The 19,452-nt window shown below is 44.9% G+C and carries 14 protein-coding genes and 1 pseudogene; 6 read left to right on the top strand and 9 right to left on the bottom strand.

The genetic code is table 11. From position 1 onward, the window contains the following. Positions 1-43: 43 nt before the first annotated feature. From N5C46_RS16150 to N5C46_RS16140, 3 genes are all read right to left on the bottom strand, one after another. Positions 44-1,735 carry an alpha-amylase family glycosyl hydrolase gene (locus tag N5C46_RS16150; RefSeq protein ID WP_261749375.1) on the bottom strand — a complete coding sequence of 564 codons (1,692 nt, stop codon included), beginning with the start codon at positions 1,733-1,735 and terminating at the stop codon, positions 44-46. Between the two features lie 12 nt (positions 1,736-1,747). Continuing rightward, complete coding sequence (locus tag N5C46_RS16145) at positions 1,748-4,387, bottom strand: glycoside hydrolase family 38 N-terminal domain-containing protein (protein ID WP_261749374.1); 2,640 nt, start codon at positions 4,385-4,387, stop codon at positions 1,748-1,750. Positions 4,388-4,453: 66 nt separating this feature from the next. Beyond that, on the bottom strand, positions 4,454-6,406 hold the full coding sequence (locus N5C46_RS16140; protein ID WP_261749373.1) for a fructose-specific PTS transporter subunit EIIC: 1,953 nt from the start codon (positions 6,404-6,406) through the stop codon (positions 4,454-4,456). Positions 6,407-6,612: 206 nt separating this feature from the next. Between N5C46_RS16140 and N5C46_RS16135 the strand changes: the two genes are divergently transcribed. Next, on the top strand, positions 6,613-7,356 hold the full coding sequence (locus tag N5C46_RS16135) for a MurR/RpiR family transcriptional regulator (protein ID WP_261749372.1): 744 nt from the start codon (positions 6,613-6,615) through the stop codon (positions 7,354-7,356). A 133-nt stretch (positions 7,357-7,489) separates the two neighbouring features. Here the strand turns inward: N5C46_RS16135 and manA are convergent, their stop codons facing one another. From manA to N5C46_RS16105, 6 genes and pseudogenes are all read right to left on the bottom strand, one after another. Further along, complete coding sequence (gene manA, locus N5C46_RS16130) at positions 7,490-8,437, bottom strand: mannose-6-phosphate isomerase, class I (protein ID WP_261752365.1); 948 nt, start codon at positions 8,435-8,437, stop codon at positions 7,490-7,492. Between the two features lie 126 nt (positions 8,438-8,563). After that, positions 8,564-8,896: pseudogene (locus N5C46_RS16125) on the bottom strand (glycosyltransferase); the annotation flags it as partial. A gap of 657 nt (positions 8,897-9,553) precedes the next feature. Next, entirely contained in the window at positions 9,554-10,414 is an 861-nt protein-coding gene (locus N5C46_RS16120) for an ROK family protein (protein ID WP_272501212.1), read from the bottom strand. A 108-nt stretch (positions 10,415-10,522) separates the two neighbouring features. Further along, positions 10,523-11,584, bottom strand: coding sequence for a BtaManbiosPhlase (locus N5C46_RS16115; protein ID WP_261749371.1), 1,062 nt, complete (start codon positions 11,582-11,584; stop codon positions 10,523-10,525). Between the two features lie 12 nt (positions 11,585-11,596). Continuing rightward, positions 11,597-12,538 carry an MTP-1 family protein gene (locus tag N5C46_RS16110; RefSeq protein WP_261749370.1) on the bottom strand — a complete coding sequence of 314 codons (942 nt, stop codon included), beginning with the start codon at positions 12,536-12,538 and terminating at the stop codon, positions 11,597-11,599. Positions 12,539-12,552: 14 nt separating this feature from the next. Beyond that, the gene (locus N5C46_RS16105; protein ID WP_261749369.1) at positions 12,553-14,163 is read right to left on the bottom strand and encodes a glycoside hydrolase family 13 protein; all 1,611 of its coding nucleotides are present in this window, start codon (positions 14,161-14,163) and stop codon (positions 12,553-12,555) included. 330 nt (positions 14,164-14,493) lie between these two features. Between N5C46_RS16105 and N5C46_RS16100 the strand changes: the two genes are divergently transcribed. The 5 genes from N5C46_RS16100 to N5C46_RS16080 all read left to right on the top strand — a co-directional run bounded on the left by N5C46_RS16100 (position 14,494) and on the right by N5C46_RS16080 (position 19,407). Further along, on the top strand, positions 14,494-15,759 hold the full coding sequence (locus N5C46_RS16100) for an ABC transporter substrate-binding protein (RefSeq protein ID WP_261749368.1): 1,266 nt from the start codon (positions 14,494-14,496) through the stop codon (positions 15,757-15,759). A 63-nt stretch (positions 15,760-15,822) separates the two neighbouring features. After that, on the top strand, positions 15,823-16,743 hold the full coding sequence (locus N5C46_RS16095) for a carbohydrate ABC transporter permease (protein WP_261749367.1): 921 nt from the start codon (positions 15,823-15,825) through the stop codon (positions 16,741-16,743). A 19-nt stretch (positions 16,744-16,762) separates the two neighbouring features. Then, positions 16,763-17,617 (top strand): carbohydrate ABC transporter permease, encoded by an 855-nt coding sequence (locus tag N5C46_RS16090; protein WP_261749366.1) that lies wholly within the window; start codon positions 16,763-16,765, stop codon positions 17,615-17,617. 66 nt (positions 17,618-17,683) lie between these two features. Then, positions 17,684-18,364, top strand: coding sequence for a YesL family protein (locus N5C46_RS16085; protein WP_261749365.1), 681 nt, complete (start codon positions 17,684-17,686; stop codon positions 18,362-18,364). 20 nt (positions 18,365-18,384) lie between these two features. After that, a complete protein-coding gene (locus tag N5C46_RS16080) occupies positions 18,385-19,407 on the top strand; it encodes a substrate-binding domain-containing protein (protein ID WP_261749364.1) in 1,023 nt (340 codons plus the stop codon). Positions 19,408-19,452 lie beyond the last annotated feature (45 nt).

Genomic DNA, 19,452 nt, shown 5'->3' with positions numbered 1-19,452 from the left:
AAGATGCCAGAAGCCTGACAAAGCGACTGACATCTCCATTCATCTATTGTTTTACCCACATAAATTCATATGGACGTAATTCCACAACTTCACTTACTTCTTTCCCGCTCACGAGATCAACTCCTGAGTGGGGCAGGTTCACTTCAACAGACTTCGCATCCAGATTGACGACAAACAAGATGCTTTCTCCTGTTTCCTCATTGAATCGCTTCAGTCCGAATACATTCCCACCAAGTTCCAACACTTCCTGTCCTGCGTACGGAGAAAAAGCTGATTCCTTCTGACGGATCGAAATCATTTCCTGCAAGCCTTCGAAAATCCCTTTGCGACGTGAATCCGTCTGTAATTCCTCTAGGATACTGCCAAGCTCCAGCTTCTCACGATTGATCCGGCGGTTGATGCCAGATGCTTCAACACCGGCTTCATCATTATGAGAACCAAGTAAAGAATGATAATAAATAGCCGGGACTCCCACAAACGATAACAGGATGGAATGTGCAGCCAGCATCTTCTTCACTTCAAGTTCTTCCGTCGTATCCTCGCCTTGATTGACCAGGGCTGCCGAATAGTTGATGTTCAGTTCATAGACAGACTGGCTGCCGTCACTATTGGCCTTATACGAAACACGACCGCCGTTTTCTTTCACTTTATTCACAAGCAGCTGTTTGTCGTCCTCGGTCAGGATCCCTTCAGTCGGACGCATCCCGATTCCATCATGGCTTGCAAGGAAATTGAAATAGGTTGCAGTATCCGAAACAGTATCAATCGTTTTCGCCCATTCCGTCAGCTTTTCACCATTGTGCGTCGTCAGTGAAAACAGCACCAATGGAGGCAGGGAGAATTGATAAACCATATTGGCTTCATCCGTTCCATCACCGAAATAGCTGATGTTCTCTTGATGAGGGACATTGGTTTCCGTGATGATCTGCGTATTCGGCTTGAAGTAGTCCATGACCTCTCTCCACAGCTTGATGATTTCATGTGCCTGTGGCAAATGGATGGAAGTGGTGCCTGATTCCTTCCAGATGAACCCGATGGCATCCAGGCGAATGCTTGTCCCGCCTTTACTTGCATACTCCAGTAATATATCCGTTGTTTCCTCTAATACCGGGAAGTGGCGGAAATTCAAGTCAACCTGGTCTTCACTGAAGGTCGTCCAAGCCGTTTTCACGCCGTCACTTCCTTCGTATTCATGATACAAAGGCGAAGTGCGGGGACGGACCACGGCACTCGTGTCAAAAGAAGGATCTTTCGGAACGAAGTATTCCTGATATCTCTCTTCACCCTTTAGATACCCTTGGAACCATTCACTCGATTTCGAAATATGATTGGCTACAAAATCAAACATTAAGCGGTAATCCTGAGACAGCTCTTCAATGTTCGACCAATCACCGAGCTTCTCATCCACTTGACGATAGTCCACGACAGAGAATCCATCATCGGACGTATAAGGAAACATCGGCAGCAAGTGGACATCCGTAACAGAACCCTTCACCTTTTCATTTAAGAAGGTGTGAAGAGAGGAAAGCGTGGGCTTGCCCTCTTCATAAATACTGTCACCATATGTGATGAGATACACGTTTTCTTCTGACACGGGTGCTGCACTTTCCCAAGAGTAGCGGCTCCATTTATCCAAAAGCTCCGTAAAAGAAGTCAGGAACTCCTCTTTGAAATCATCCCCGTAAATCGTTCGCAATCTCTTTTCTACATTTTGTACTAATTCTTGCTTTGTCATCTTTTCACCTTCTTAAGATAGTTTTAATGTAAGGTAGCCCTGCGGATTGACTTCAATCTCCGTTTCAGCATCCTCTTGATATTCCTCTGCCAGATTCGTGATGGACACCTTACTGAATTTGTGTTTCAACGTCACGGTTTGAACGGTTTCCGTCGGGTTGAACAAACGAACAACCATCGACTTGTCATCATAGGCCCGCTTGCAGCTGCTCATCACAATAGAAGGATTGTCCATTTCCAATAATGAAACCTGGTCATCCATCTCCTTCACCGGATAAGGAATCTCAAAACGCTCCAACCGCTCTTCAAAGGTATTTAAGTTTTGTTTCTGATAAGAAGCATGTCGATCAACGTATTGATCCGTCAGCCCGAACATCTCCACAGGCTCTGCATCCCCGACATAAAGTGCATATTCAAACACCATCTTCTGCTTCATCTGCGCGTCAGGGGTGTAGACAACTTTATTGTTAATACCCGATGCTCTTCCCGGACGCCACATAAGATCATCTTTCCCTAACAAACCGACGCTTCTGAATAGAGTAAGAGCAAGTTCTCCTGTCTCCTTCACCACTTCATACTCCTTGATCCCTCTAGTAACGGCAGCAAATGTATGAGAGTCGGTCGAAACCCCGGCAAAGTTCTCAAGACTATAAATCGGTACCGGCGCTTCCGCAAAACCATTCTCTTTCCACCCCGTCATATACGGATTGTCCACACTCCGCTCAATCAGCCCGAAGCCCTGATCGGCAAACGTAGTTTGAGGCTGCTTCACTCCAGTATTCAATCGAACCCGTACACGGTGATCTTCCACTGCATTGTTGATCGTATGCTGGACCCGAACGAACTTCTCCTGTTTTCGAAGTTCAATCGTTGTGATGATTACCAATGATTCACTGTTGATTTCCCCCTGACGGTCCTCCAGATTCCCTGGAACAAGTGCCTCATGCTTCACCATGATTTTCTGTGATAGCACGCCTGCTTCAACAGAAAGCAGTTCACCCTTTTCCATCCAGAGAGGTTGATCCCCTTCCAAAGGAGAGAAGTCATAAGAATCTCCCGCATCTCCTACATTTTCAAAACGAAGCAGATTGGAGATTACAGTGCCATTGTCTTTCTCCGTCAAAGTGAGGTTCCCTTGGGCAAATTCCACTTTAACGTGTTCATTTTCAACGGTCTGAGTACCGCTCTCTTCAAGCTTATTCAACCCATCGTTCATTTCTTCCACGAGGTACGTCTCATACCCTAATCCAGCAACATCCCTCACATCTGCCATCACGACGGTACGGTAATAACCCGGCACTTCTACCTGCTTCTCACCTTCTGCTGTGACCACGATTTTCTTGCCACCGCTGATATATTCCTGGTCAATGGCTTCGATCGCTAGATGCTCTCCATCACGTTTCTTCACGTTGAATTGGTCAGACTTCGTAAACAGGATAGCCTCAACCGTTCCGGAAAAAGTAGACGCATTCGTATTAAAGAAGACAAAAATGGAGTCATTACCGAGTTTCCTACTGATCGCTTCTGTCATTTGTTTCTTTAAGATATTCAGGAGCCCGTCTGCGATCCGGTTCACCTTTTCCAGTCGCTGGACGATATCACGATTGGTATCATCTGAGTTACATCCGCCGATGCTATCATGGGCATGGACATCAAAGAGTTCCTTCCACATTCCGTCCAACCACGCTTGCGGGTAACGCAGACCGAGAGATTGACCGATGACAGCCAATGGCTCCAGTATATTCAGGATTTTATGTTCGACTTCATAATTGGCTTTCTTAATATCATAGCGCTGGGAACGAATCGTGTTATGAATGCGGGACTTCTGGGTCGCCGTCAGTTCGCCTTCGATCACATTTGTGAAATCAGACCCATTTTCCCACGCATCCTTCATGAACGTTTCATAGTCGGAAAGGACAAACTCATAGTCCTCGGAGTCCTCATTGAGCTTCTTGATGGTCTCAGGGAAATGCTCACGGACAAGCACCTGATCCCCGCCTGCCGGAAGTAAGAGAAGATCACTATTCTGATTCATATCAGCAAGCTTCTCCAGAATCGGAAACAGTCGTTCTTCCTTATACGCCTCTGAAGCCTCAAGAAATTTCCCCGGTCCATAACCGAAGTAAATATTGTTGGCATTCACCGTTTCGCCATCAGGGGATTTCCATGTGAAGTTCAAATCACCCTTTAACTGATCCGTATAAATCCCGCGCTGCAGCACACTGTTATCAATCCCGAAACCTTTAAAAATAGAAGGAAGATACTGATTCTGTCCGAAAATATCCGGCAAATACCCGCAGTTCATGCTGTGACCGAAGCTCTTTGAAATCTTCGTTCCGTATAGGAGGTTACGAGTGATGGATTCTTTATTGACAAGTAGGGAATCCGTCTGCGTATACCACGGTCCGATAAACAGCTTCTTTCTTTCCACAAGCTGCTTCATTCGGTCCCTGTTTTCAGGGCGGACCTTCAGATATTCTTCTACGATGCTTGCCTGGGCATCAAATACATAGCCCGTATAGTCTTCGTCTGTTTCCAGGACATCCAAGAGATGATCCAGGTTTTCTGCAAGTAACACATTCGAATCTTCTATTGTAAAATACCATTCACGATCCCAGTGGGAATGAGGTACGACATAAACGCGCTTTTTCATGGATGTTCCCTCCAAATAATAGGTAAAGGGTTCCGGATCATTGACGACCCGGCCCCCTTTTTATGATTATTTTTCGTTCTTTTTCAAAATGGCAAAGCGGATGAAAATGTTTGCGAAAGCGATGAACAATACCCCGACGGCAAGTCCAATGAGATATGCCCAAATGTTTTCAACAAGCGGCCATCCCCAAACAGCCGGAAGTGGATACCACTGAACAGCTCCCAGAACAACTGCTGTTACAGATCCTAAAATCGCTCCGATGATGTTGATCGGAATCGTGATCAATGGGTTCCGAAGCATGAATGGTATCGCACCCTCACTGATGGCGATAAATCCTAGTAATAATGACGTATTTCCTGCCACACGCAGGTTCGCATCGAACACACGGCGACCCACAACATACTTATCGATAACCGTTGCCAGTCCCAATCCGATCGGCGGGATGACAATCGCCAATACGCGGGCAGTCAACGGATAGATTTGATCTGCTGCAAGTCCGATGGCAATGGCACCGGCTGCTTTATTAATCGGTCCACCTAAGTCAAAGGCTGTAGCTGCAGCGATGATACTTGCCAGTACGACATTCCCTGCACCTTGTGCCGCTGTGATCCAGTCACTAAGAAGCGCATTTAGTCCTCCGAATACAGGATCCACAATATAAAAATTCAAGAAGAAAATCGTTAACACGGAAATCGCTGGAATGATGAGCATCGGCTTCATCGCGATCAGATTTTTATTCAGCTTGATTTTTTCATTTAAGAATTTAGACACATAACCTGCTGTCAGTCCAAGGATCAAGGCTCCGAGGAAACCTGATGGAATTCCGCCTTCAATTCCCCAGAACGTATAGTGAAGACCGGCTGCGAATACCCCTCCGATAAATCCGGACACGAGTCCGACACGATCGGCGATGGCGTATGCCACAAATGCACCGAAGATCGGGTACATGAATTTAAAGATCATCCCACCGAACTTATCGAGATGATGAAGAATGACCAATAGCTCATTTGAAGATGTAGCATATTTAATATCATTGATGGTATCAACAAGCCCGAGCGGCATGGCGGCGAGCTTTGCAATCCCCATCATAAGACCCGCTGCCACAAGCACCGGAATCATATACGAAATACCAGTCATGACGGCCTGTGTGATCTCAGACATAAGCCCCTGTTTACTTCCACTCGAGGAAACTTCGTCTTCACTGCTGTCTCCCGTTACAGTTCCATCAGGATTCGTCAATGCACGGTTGATGATATCCTTAGCGTGCTTTAACGGTTCGGCCACACGCGTCTGCACGTAAGGCTTACCAGCAAAGCGCTCTTTATTCTTAGGCGCAATGTCAGTCGCAAATACAACGGCATCCGCTTCTTTCAAGATCGCCCCGCGGTGCTCGTCTTCAATTCCATTTGCACCCTGTTTCTCCGTAAGAACGCGAACACCCAGCTCTCGCCCTGCCTTCTCCAGAGCTTCAGCAGACATATACGTGTGGGCAATACCCGCAGCACACGCCGTAATCGCCAGTACTGTTTTGGTATACTCTTGCGGGGTCTCGATCACATCTTCTTTTTGATCCAATAATGTTAAGAACTCTGAAGGAGAAGAAGCGTTCATCAAGTTATCGATATAGCCCTTGTCCATCAGTCTTGTACTCAGTTCAGACAGGACGCTCAAATGGGTCGATCCAGCCTCCGAATCCGGAATGGCAAGCAAGAACACGAGCTGCACTTTGTTCATCGGATCTATGCTTTCCCACGTATCGAGGCTGTTTCGAAGCCTCGCGACAGCAAACTTCGCTTTCTTCACAGCTTTACTTTTCCCATGAGGAATGGCAAGTCCAGCCTCAAGCCCCGTAGGAGAAATCTCTTCCCTCTCAAGGACCGCCTGTAAAAATTCTTCCTTCGATGTTAAAACGTCCTGTTGAAACAATGCATCAACCATTGTTTCAAGAACTTCTTGTTTCGTGTTTGATTCAATATCAAATATGACTAGTTGTTCATCTGTCATTTGTCTTAATTCCAATGAGGTTCACCTCTCAATAAATAATATGCGTGTATGAAATCCCTTACAATGTAGTTATATCACAGAAAGAATCGGGACTTTTGTACATAGAGCGTACAATTGTACAGAATGAAAACCTTTTCTTTAAAAGGAGTATGCCAAAGAGCATAGGAATCAGTGTTATAATGAATGATAGATAATGAAACGGTTTACAAAAGGAGTATCGTATGGGGAAAGTATTGGATCGGTTTTCTTCTTCTATCGGAGAATTAACACATGCTGAAAAACACGTCCTTTATTATGTAGAGGAGAATCTGGAGACGGCGAAGAATCAGTCATTGACCGCAATGGCTGAAAGCAACAGCGTAAGCACAACCACGATCATCCGCATGTGTCATAAGCTGGGGCTAGGCGGCTTCTCTGAGTTTAAGTTTAACCTAAAGAGCATCGATGAAAACGTGGGGCCGGCTGACAATATGCTGGACCGTTACCGCCAGGATACGAATCGGACATTGGAATCGTTGCGCGTGGAAGAATTGGAGAAAATCAGCGAACAGCTATTGAAGGCGAATCGCGTCATGATTGTCGCCGTAGGACTGACGAAGATGGCAGGAGAATACTTCAGCAAACTGTTTATGCAGGTGAATAAGCCAACATCTTACGTGTATGAATCACATATCATCGACCTGCTCCCGAATATGGTACAGCAGGACGACCTCATCGTCTTCATTTCATCCAGCGGCGAAACGAAGACCATTGTCGGGGCAGCTGAGAAGATCCGTTATAAAAATGCGGACTCACTGGCGATCACCAATTCAGCTGATAGCACGCTAGCCAAGATCACCAGGAATGCGATCAGTGCCGATGTACAAAAAGTACAGTTTGCCGGGTATGACTTGACGCCAAGGTCAACGATGGTGATCTTGATTGATTTGATTTTTGAGTTTTATTTGAAGAAAGTGATGAAATGATCACTAAACGGGTGTTTAGTTGGATTTTCCCTATAAAATAGGGATTACCTTTCTTCAATCAAACGTTTGTTTAAACGAAAGAAAAGCACGAAGCTCCATCCCTAAGGGAGGGCTTCGTGCTTTTTATTATTCTTTACACATGAGAAACAATCAACTCAACCTGTCCTTCAATCTCAAATGTCTCAATATCGGCAGGCAGGATGAAGTGATCTCCTTTTGTAAGAGAATACTCTTCTCCGTGCACCTTCAGTACTCCGCTTCCGTCCAGTACACTTGCCAGTTGGAATGGCTGGTCTTGTACGAATGAAGAATGGCCGTCGACTTTCCATTTATACACCGTGAAGTATTCCGCTTCCACAAACTTCGTGGATTCTACTCCTTCACGCTTCTCCACAACCGGTTCAACTGCCTCAGTCTTATGAGGAATCGTGGTCACCTCTATGGATTTGTCGATATGCAATTCACGGGTATTTCCTTCTGCATCCCTACGATCATAATCATACACCCGGTACGTCGTATCAGAACTTTGCTGTGTTTCTAACACCAATGTCCCTTTGCAAAGGGCATGAATGGTGCCGCTTGGGACGTAGAAGAAGTCACCAGGTTTCACCGGGATGCGGCGCAACAGGTCATTCCACTCGCCTTTTTCAATCATCGACACGAACTCTTCCTTTGTTTGAGCAGTATGTCCGAAGATCATTTCGGCATCCTCATCACAATCAATGATGTACCAGCATTCTGTTTTACCCAGTTCTCCGTTTTCATGCTCTTTTGCATAATCATCATTCGGGTGTACCTGCACAGATAGATCCGCGTTGGCGTCCAATATTTTCGTCAACAACGGAAATACAGGTGACGGGTGCTGACCGAATAATTCACGATGGTCATTCCAAAGCTCACCAATCGTCTTACCAGTAAACTCACCGTTGATGACGGTGCTCTGTCCGTTCGGATGCCCGGATATAGCCCAGCATTCGCCTGTAATATCTGATGGAATATCGTAATTGAATTGGTCTTTTAATGCCGTACCTCCCCAGATTCTTTCCTGGAATACGGGTTGTAGAAATAGTGGTTGGTTCATGATAGCCTCCTCATTTTTGCTTTTCATATGTACTTGTATGATTTCTTGAATCTTATCCACGACCTCATTCAATTGATTCTTTTGACTATCACTACGTGGATGCTTCAACTCTTTGATCAAGCTATCATCAATCGTTAAACTCTTTAACTCTTCCTCACTGATTGTCTTACATAAGTGACGTTCTTTCAAGAAGGAAATGGTATTTTGATCTTCTTTCATGGTTGGACGGTCGATCATTAATAACGGGGTGTTTCCGACGACCGCCTCAGTTACCGTACCCCACCCAGCCTTTGTAATGGCGAGATCCGCAGCAGCGATGAAGTGATGAGTGTCCAGGTAGTCTGGAGGGATTCGATAGACATTCTCTTTCTCGATATGTGTATTGGAAGAAACAATATAGATGACATTCCGATTATCCCAAAACGCAAACTGATCAAGGGCATTGTGAGAGATTTTCATCCCCAACCCAAAGTACACGATGATCTTCACCCCATCGGGATTAAGCATCCTACGAATTCTTTCCACTTCATGATGATCCATTTCACGAGAAAAGAAATCAAAGGAATATTTTTCACCATCCCAAACTGGTTCATTCTCACCAGCCAGGGCGATCAAGGTATCCATCGCATCATATGCCTTCCTAAAAGGTGCAAGCTTCTCTGCACTGATTAATCCATCGTAAGCCGTATACCAAGTAAAGTTCGATATCCCAATTGAAGGGACACCTGCCCTTTTCCCGGCTTCAAATGCCGTTGGGACGATATCCGATAGGATCATATCCACTTTTCCATCTTGAAGAAATCGGATTTCCTTCTCTACCTTTTCATCCCATTTTTCCATATATGCATCATATTCTGTATTTAACCGAACAACATCCGGCTCCAGAGAATCTTTCTTAAGAAAATACCCTAAATCCGTGGTGACATGTCGGAACCTGACCCGCTCATCACAGAGATACTGTTCCAGAAAGGGCATAGCGAACGAATTACACATCACTATTTCCACTTGTGGTAAAGCCTTAAGGAGACCTTGGATGATAGCAGAACTTCTCGTCGCATGCCCAAAGCCATAATCAGAGATATAATAAGCAATTCTCAACATCATTGTCCTCCTTTCTTATAAAACTAACCCCAGTGCCCCGACCAGTCCTGCATTGTTTCCTAGACCAGGTGGTACGATGTAAGTATCCATCTCTTCAAGGATTTGCTTGTGGTGTACATACCCCGCCAGAATCGTAGTTACCTGTTCTCTTATAAGCGGGAACAAGTGCATCTGATTCATCACCCCGCCACCAAGAATGACTTTCTTCGGTGATAGGATCAGAATGTAATTCGCAATCGCCTGAGCGAGATAATAGGCTTCCATTTTCCATACCTGATTGTTGTCTACCAATTCAATGGCTTTCTTTCCCCATCGGGCTTCAATCGCAGGTCCGGATGCCACTCCCTCTAAACAATCCCCATGGTAAGGACAACCACCTGCATATGTGTCATCCGGGTGTCGCCGGACCATGATATGACCCATTTCAGGATGAGTAAGACCATGTACGAGCTTGCCTTCCGTCAGGGCTCCTACGCCGATTCCTGTACCGACCGTTATATAGAGACAGCTGTCTAAGCCCTTGGCCGCTCCCCAGACGCTTTCACCAAGTGCAGCGGCGTTAACATCTGTGTCAAATGTAATGGGGATAGGAAAGTGCTTCTTCAGCTCTCCAATCAGGTTAAAATGACTCCAATGAGGCTTTGGTGTGCTGGTGATCGACCCGTATCCCCGGCTTTCCGGATCAAGATCGATGGGACCGAAAGACCCCACACCCAATCTTTCTATCTTCTTCCCGTCGAAAAACTCCACTACCTGTTTTAACGTCTCTTCCGGGGTCGTCGTAGGAATCGTGACCCGCTCCAGAATGTCCCCCGTCTCATTTCCGATTCCACAGACGAACTTTGTCCCACCGGCTTCAATCGCTCCAATAATCATGCCGATTCCTCCTTCTCACATTCAACTATTATATTACCATTCAAAAACCAGTCGAGTGGTTATCCACCATAAAAAAAGCCAAAACCGGCATGCGATTTTGGCAGATGATTACTCTATGTAGGTCAGTGAGTCCAGAATCTCCATCAAGCTTAACTCAGCACATGCCATGGACGTGTCTGCTACTCCATAATACATTTTCACGACATCTCCTTCGACCAGGACACCACAGGAAAAGACCACATTTCCAAAGAATCCGTTCACTTCATAATCCGCTTCAGGTTCTACTAACGGGGTTTCGGAGCGAGCAATCACCTTTGAAGGATCATTCAAATCCAGTAAAACCCCGCCCATACAATACCGGTGATCATCTGATGCCCCGTGATACAGTTCAAGCCAGCCTTTGTCGGTCTTAATCGGAACGGCACCTCCACCGATGCGTCCGTTATCCCACATTCCATCTCTCAAACCAATTAGATGTTTGTGGTTCCCCCAGTACAATAAGTTATCTGATTCAGCAATCCAGACTTCAGGATTTCCGTTACTGTTCGGAACGGGACGGTGAAGGGCATAATACTTTCCATTGATCTTCTCAGGAAAGATCAATACGTCTTTGTTCTCCGGAGCAAAGATCATCCCATGATAGGTCACCTCTTGGAAATCCTTTGTAGACACCATGGACTCACCGACTCCCACCGGGGATACGGCGCTATAATAAATATAATAAGTCTCTTCTATTTTCGTAATCCGCGGGTCTTCGATTCCGAAGGTTTCCAGCTTGGTAGATGGGTAGATAAAGGGCTTTTCATCGATGGAAAAGGTTCGTCCATCCTTACTTCTCGCAATTCGGAAATAAGATAAGGAGGTTAAATAAGCAAATTTGCTGCTCCCACTATATCGGATGACTCTCGGGTCGGAAAAATCATAAGCCGGGTCGTTGATATCCAGTTCAAGAATGTCGAGTTCTCCTGTCTGGTCATTTAAAATGGGAGCTTTCACGATTGAATCATTTTCTGATAGGGGTCTTTCTGCTACGCGAAGTAACAGGATCGTTTCACCATTGTATGTCGTCACTCCCGCATTGAAAGCACCGATCACTTCAAATCCTTCATGAAAAGGCTTCACATTCAAGGGGGTAATCAATGGATTTTCTTCATATCTGTATACATTCATCTGCTTTGCTCCTCACTTCTCAAATTGTAAAAATGGATCTTCCACCACGATTTTTTGGGCTTCCGCATCGCTGATCCCTGCATAGAAATGAGCGGTTCCATCACTCTTTCTGACTAAGCCGCCGCTAAAGACGACGTCCACTAAATCCGGACGTTTGGCTTCCCCTTCAAGGAAATCAGAACGGGTTCCGATCAATTGAATATCTGAATGGTCCCCTGTCTCCGGGTTCAAGACAAAGACCATCGGATAATAATGTCGGTTTCCTTCCTCATCGAAAGAGGCGATATGCCCGAGGATCCCAACTAGCCCATTCGAAAGGAGGTGGGCCTCATTTGCGCCTCCCCATTCATCATCGATAAATTGACCTACTAGTAAGGGAGCGCCCTCGATTACCTCAGTCGTTAATTCTTCCAAGGAAGCGATCTTCACAAATCCAATTTTGCCCCTGCCTCCCTTATCACCTTGAGGTCGCGTTAATACACCGATTGTGCCATCCTTAAGCTCTACCAACCGAATATCTTTCATTCCATCAGGTCCTTTTGCACATTCCGTTAACTCGTCAATTGAATACCCTTTGTAGAAAACGGTTCTCCAACCCAGTGCATTCTCGATCGTCGGGTGAGGGAAGATTTGAACCCCTCCAAACAGAAGTTCCCCATGAATAATCGTGTAAAAAGGATCTTGAAGCTCAAAAACAGGTGCACCTTCTCTTCGAACCCAGACACCATTCTTCTCCACGAAGAAAACGACTTCGGAATGTTCGGTATCCCTTCTTTCAACGCGTCCGGCTATAACATATTCCCCCCTGTCCAGAAATGGGGCGGTGATATTATACACGTCATGACCCTCCACTCCTTCAAAGACCAATTTCTCTGCCTGTTCCGGCCCCTTTTTATGTTGAAGCTCGTTCACTAGTTCCTGACATGTTTTCACGTTTCCTTTATGTAATGCCATTAGCTAAAACCCCTTTATAATGTGATAATCATTGCCTCGTAAGGTAACAATTCGATCGTATTTCCAAACTTCAATTGTGAGCGCTTACTTGAAAGGGCCAAATGTGACTCCTTCGAGATCATATTCTGCAAGTTAACTTCTAGGCATTTCTCACTGAAATTTAAGAGAACGAGTACTCTGTCACTATCATGACTCTTCACATATGTAAGAACCTGACCGGACATACCCATTTCCTCATATTCCCCGGAATGAAGGGATGACCACTCTTTCCTAATCGCTATAAGCGTTCTGTAGTAAGATAGGATTGAATCGGGATCGGATTCTTGACTAGAGACGTTCGTATCATTCGCAGCCGGGAAAATCCAAGGTTTCTTTTCAGAAAATCCGTGATACCTTTCAGCATTCCACTGCATCGGAGAACGAGAGGCATCTCTACCTTTGTCATTCGCAACACGCAACGCTTCCTGTTCTGTCTTCCCTTCACGGATGGCCGATTCATAAGCGGTCTTACCTTGAACATCCTTCATTTCCTTGATGTCATGAATCGTGACGTCTTCCATCCCTATCTCTTCTCCATAATAAATGAACGGAACTCCTTTGGCCGTCAGCATCAAGGTGGCGATCAGCTTAGCCCGATCCAGGTCTTTCTTTCGATCACCACAGCCAAACCTGGAAAGTGAACGTTTCATATCATGGCTCCCAAAGAATAATGTGGGGATCTGTTCCTCGGAATGTCCTTTTTCCATATCGCTTAGTTGCTTATACATATCCGGGAGATTGAAAGATTCTAAGCTTCCCAGGTTGAAATTAAACACGACATCCAGTTTGTCTTTTCCGCTATATGTCGTTAATACATCGAGTTCATCCGATCCGACTTCCCCGACCATGAATTTGTCCGGGTATTGATGCACAATGGCGGAGAGGTCCCTTATGACATCCAGAATCCCTTCCTGATCCTTATCATGGAGATGGATTTGTTCTCCTGTCTCTTCATCATATGGATTGTCTTTCATGTCAGGATGTACTTTCAAGAAGTTGATGACGTCCAACCTGAATCCATCCAGACCCTGGTCGAGCCAAAATTTCATCACATGGATCATTTCTTCCCTCACTTCAGGATTGTGCCAATTTAAATCCACCTGCTCTTTGGCGAAGGCATGGTAATAGTATTGGTTCGTTGCTTCATCCAACTCCCACGCGCTGACTCCGAAGAAGGATTCCCAATTATTCGGATGGTCCTTCCATATGTACCAATCCCTCTTCGGATGATCCTTGGAAGATCGGGATTCTTGAAACCAGGGATGCTCACTCGAGGTGTGGTTCAATACGAGATCCGCCACCACCTTGATGCCCCGGTCATGGGCTTCTTTGATGAAAAGTTGAAAATCATCCATCGTTCCGTACTCTTCATCAACTCCATAATAATCCGAGATATCATATCCATTGTCCACTTTAGGAGAAGGATAAAAAGGAGTCAGCCAGATACCGTCAATTCCGAGCTCCTTTAGATAATCCAATTTTTCAAGAGCTCCCTTAAAGTCGCCTACCCCATCTCCGTTCCCGTCGAAGAAACTTGGCACATACAGTTCATAGAAGACTGCTTGCCTCCACCATTCCCCTTTCATAAAGAACACGTCCCTTCTGAACGAACAACATTACAAATTAAATTATTTTAAATTACAAAAATTCTATATACGTCATTCTTACATTACAAATATAGTTAAGTCAATAAGCTTTTACAATTGAATTCTTCCGCTCTATTAAAAGAAAACCACTATTATACATCTATTACCTCTTATTGATAGTTCACTATTTTTTAAAAATTCCAATTGACTACTAGATTTTAACATGGCATAATCATGTCAAGAAGTAACGTTACATAATATCAACTCACTTATTTTGTAATGCAGAAAAATGATAACGCTACCAAAACAATTCACAATGGGGGTTACGAGATGAAGGGAAAATGGTTTTCTAAGCTTACTGCAGGACTATTGATGTCTTCTTTACTGGTTGCAGGCTGTTCAAACTCAGAGGAAGGAAGTACCGGGGAAAAAGGCGGTCCAGTTGAATTAAAGGTTGGGACGTGGGCTGGAGCAACAGAATTGAAAGAGTTCCAGGAGATTGTAGATCAATTGAATGAAGAAACAGATGAATACAACTTGACGATTCAAAGTATTCCTGCTGACTACTATAAGAAAATCCAGACAATGGCGTCAGCCAAACAAGCACCTGACCTCTTCTGGCTTTCACAGGAATATATACCGATGTATGCGGAACTTGGGGTGATTTCGCCTCTCGATGAATATGTAAAGGATCATAAAGAAGTCGATCTCGACGATTATTTCGAAGGGCCGTTAGCGATTGGACAAATGAAGGACAAGCTATACGGACTACCTTGGATCAATCAACCCATCATGCTGTATTACAATAAATCTTTATTTGAAAAAGAAGGCGTAGAAGTTCCACAAGCAGACTGGACGTGGGACGAGTTCTCAAAAGCTGCGAAAGCCATCACAAAGGATACAGACGGCGACGGCAAAACGGATCAGTACGGAACCAATATTGATGGATGGCCTCCTATTTCCACTTGGGTTTGGACATATGGTGGGGAAATCATCGATAAAGACGGAAATGTGAAAATTGATGAGCCAGAAGCCATTGAAGGAATCAAGAAGTTCGACGAGCTGATCAATAAAGATAAGGTCGCTCCGGATAAGACTCAATCTCAAAACACGGGGGGGCCTGAAATGTTCAAAACAGGTAAGATCGGAATGTTCTTCGGTGGTGCGGGGGATGACTTCGAGAAGCAGATCGGTGATTCATTTGACGTCGGTATGACTGAAGTTCCTCACGCTACTGAACAAGCGACATTCAGCTGGATTGCCGATACGGTCATGTCGAGCAATACAAAGAATAAAGACGTTGCGGCAGAAGCGTTAATCGATTTAACCAACGCCATGCACGAGTGGAAGATCCTCCCTCCTACAAAATCAGATCTTGAGAACGTAGCAGACATCCGTCCTGAGAAGGAATACGCCCTTGATGTGATGAAGAAGGCGTCAGAATACTCCAGAGGATACAATAACCAAAGTAAACAAGCTGAAATCGATACAGCGATCTGGCAATACCTATACGAACCGATTCTACTTGGAGATAAATCTCCTGAAGACGCTGCGAAAGAAACAGCAGAAGCATTACGTAAAATCATTGGCCAATAACATAATTCAAGAGGATAAGCTGGTGCAAATCAGCTTATTCTTTTTCCAAAGGTGTTGATAAACATGAATAAGTTTAAAAAGTATGAAGGACTATTATTTATTTCACCCTACATTCTCGGGTTTCTCATTTTCACCCTTTTCCCGATTTCCTTCGCATTCTATATCGGGTTTACCGATTGGAACTCGTTTACGGATCCAACGTTCATCGGACTTCAAAACTATGTAGACTTATTTAACGATCCCAACTTCTTGAATTCACTTAAAGTGACATGTATTTACGCTCTATTCGCCATTCCCCTTGGAATCATGTCTTCCCTGACGATTGCAGCGATCGTGAATATCAAAGTAAAAGGCGTCTATTTCTTCCGGACGGCTCTCTACATGCCGGCAGTCGTATCAGGTGTTTCCATCGCCCTCTTATGGCGCTGGATCCTTGATCCCGAATACGGTCTTATCAATCTATTACTCTCTTACATAGGGATTGACGGCCCGAACTGGCTTGGGGACCCGAACTGGGTACTCCCTTCCTATATTATGATGGCCATCTGGGGAGCAGGCGGCGGAATGCTCACCTACCTTGCCGGACTACAGGATATTCCCCGAAGCCTTTATGAATCGGCGGAAATCGACGGAGCGAATTGGTGGACGAAATTCACCAAGATCACCATCCCGATGCTAAGTCCTGTCATTTTCTACAATCTTGTCATGGGAATCGTCGGTGCCTTCCGTAAGTTCAACGATGCCTATATCATCGGAGGAGCAGGAAACCAGGGTCAATTCTATATGGTGTACCTTTATGAAAATGCCTTTAGCTATTATAAAATGGGTTACGCAACGGCCATGGCCTGGATCCTGTTTCTCATCATCCTTCTCCTGACACTCCTTGTCTTTAAGTCTTCATCCCTATGGGTGTTTTATGCAGGGGAAGTCGAGCCCTCTCAGAAGAAGAAACGGAAGTTCACATTATTCAAGAAAAAATCTTAAACCCAGGAGGTGAAAGACCTTGTCAGCTACAACCATGACGAACCAGCAACGAAAAAAAGTCGAAACTCTATTCGTCTATCTATTCTTAATCCTTGCATCCATCGCCACCATCCTGCCATTATTCTGGATGATTTCAACATCTTTGAAGTCAGGGGACATCATCTTTGAAATCCCTCCGAAATGGATTCCGGAAACGTTTGAATGGGAGAACTATAAAAAGGCCGTCACGGACATCCCTTTCTTTCTTTACTTTAAGAACACCGTCATCATCACCGGATTCCGGATGTTCGCCGAAGTGTTCGTATCCGCACTTGTCGCTTATGGATTTGCACGATTCAACTTTCCCGGAAAGAACTTCTGGTTTGTGATCCTGCTCTCAACCATTATGTTACCTGGAGAAATCACGATGATCCCTGTCTTTATCATGTTCAGTGAAGTTGGCTGGATCAACACGTTCAAACCGCTGATCGTCCCTTCCTTCTTTGGGGGACAGGCCGTGTTTATCTTTTTACTGCGTCAATTCTTCATGTCCATACCGAAAGAGTTGGAAGAATCAGCTGTCATGGACGGTGCGAACAGGCTTCAGATTTTTTATAAGATCTTCCTGCCATTGTCGAAGCCAGCTCTCATCACAATCGGTTTATTCTCTTTCCAGGGCTCCTGGAATGACCTATTGGGTCCATTGATGTACTTAAATGATTCCAGCAAGTTTACCCTGCAGCTTGGACTCGCCATGTTCAACGGAATGACCAAGGTGGAGTGGGGTCCATTGATGGCCGCATCCTTACTCGTACTCCTTCCGACCATCGTGATCTTCTTCTCGATGCAGAAGCACTTTGTTGAAGGAATTACCGTGACCGGCATCAAGGGGTAATCAACAAGGGGTGAAGGGGATTCCCCTCACCCCTGCTATTATTCTATTACATTGGAGATGACACATATGAATCTCTCAAAAGACTTGAACGAAAATATCTTTTACCGCATTCTTAATTTCACGTATTGGTTCTTACTGACCAATATCTATTTCTTTCTGTTTACCATTCCATTTTGGCTGGTGGTACAGCTCTTCTGGGACCCTGCCAATCTATTCAGCTGGGGCATTCTTCTCGTCAGCTTGCTGCCGTTGGGTCCGGCACTGACCGCCGTATTCAGTGTCATGGGGAAGCTGCATCGGGAGAAGACCATTTCAATTACCAAAGACTATTTCACAGCCGTGAAAGAAAACATGCGGCAAGCCCTGCTTCCATGGACCATCCATTTATTGATCACGTCCATCGTCACAGCAGATATCATATTTCTTACAGACCATGAAATCGGATCTTATATTACGCCGCTATGTTATTTGATCCTGATTACAAACGCCATATCTTCCTTATATCTATACCCCATACTGTCCCGTTTAGAAGTCCCACTTAGAGGGCTCTTTAAACTTGCCTATGGGTATACATTATTCAATATTAAAACGACCCTTATCCTTATTAGTATGGTAGCCGTAACTGGTATACTAATATATATCATTCCATTTATTTCATTATTCTTTATAATCGGACCATTTTGCTATGGGGTCATGTGGATCATGAAGAGTATCATACAAGAACTAGAGAAGAAATTAATTGTTTAGCAGATTGCGAGTGAATATTGATGAAAAAGAAAGTAACGATGCAAGACATTGCCGATCGTTTAAATATATCGAAGAACTCTGTCTCACAAGCCCTAACAGGAAAACCCGGAGTCAGTGAAGAAACAAGGGATCTAGTAAAAAATGCCGCGATGGAGCTTGGCTACGATTATCCGAAAGCCCGCCAAGTAGCTAATGGAAGAAAACAAGGAAGCATCGCGCTCATTGCATCGGACCTGGCCTTCTCACTGAAAAGCTTCTTTGGTGAAATATTCTTAAGCATTGAAAAAGAAGCAGTGCAGAGAGGGATGACCTTGCAGATTCAGTCCATCAACAAGGAAGCTACAAAACAACTCATTCTCCCTTCCTTCATCGAGAATCAATCAGTTGATGGCATTATCATCCTCTCACATATCAGCAATGACTACATCAACAAAGTCATTGCGACAGGCATACCGACCGTGATGATCGATCACCACCATCCAACGAATCACTCAGATGTGATCATCACCAATAATCGATTCGGCGCCTATAAAGCCGTCGAACATTTGATCAACCTGGGTCACAAAAATATTGCCTATATAGGAAATGTCGACTACTCCCCCAGCTACCAGGAGCGATATGAAGGATATGTCCATGCACTACGGGATCATGGGCTGACACCCGCTGAACCTCATATGTTCACCGATGCAGTCGAAGAAGAAAATGTCATCTTTGATTATATTCAGAACCTGACAGATAAACCGACTGCCTGGTTCTGTGTCAATGACGGGCTCGGGTTTCTCGTGAGTTCGTGCCTTCAGCAGCAGGGATACAAAGTCCCCCAGGATGCTTCTGTATGCAGCTATGACAATGGGCAACTTTCACAGTTGGCCAATCCTAAGATCACTACGATGAATATTGACTTGGAGCTGTATGGAAAGAAAGCTGTTGAGCAGTTATGTTGGAGAATGGAGAATCGGGGGGAGCCATTTCAGGAGATATTGATTTCTTCGCAGTTGGTTGTGAGGGCGTCTACCAGTTCACCACCGGTGAGAGTGTATTAGACATAACAAAAAGACCTTGAAGAAGGGAATACCGCTCTTCAAGGT

The sequence above is a fragment of the Rossellomorea vietnamensis genome, assembly GCF_025398035.1.
Lineage (GTDB): Bacteria > Bacillota > Bacilli > Bacillales > Bacillaceae_B > Rossellomorea > Rossellomorea vietnamensis_B.
This window is presented reverse-complemented; position numbering and strand designations above follow the sequence as displayed.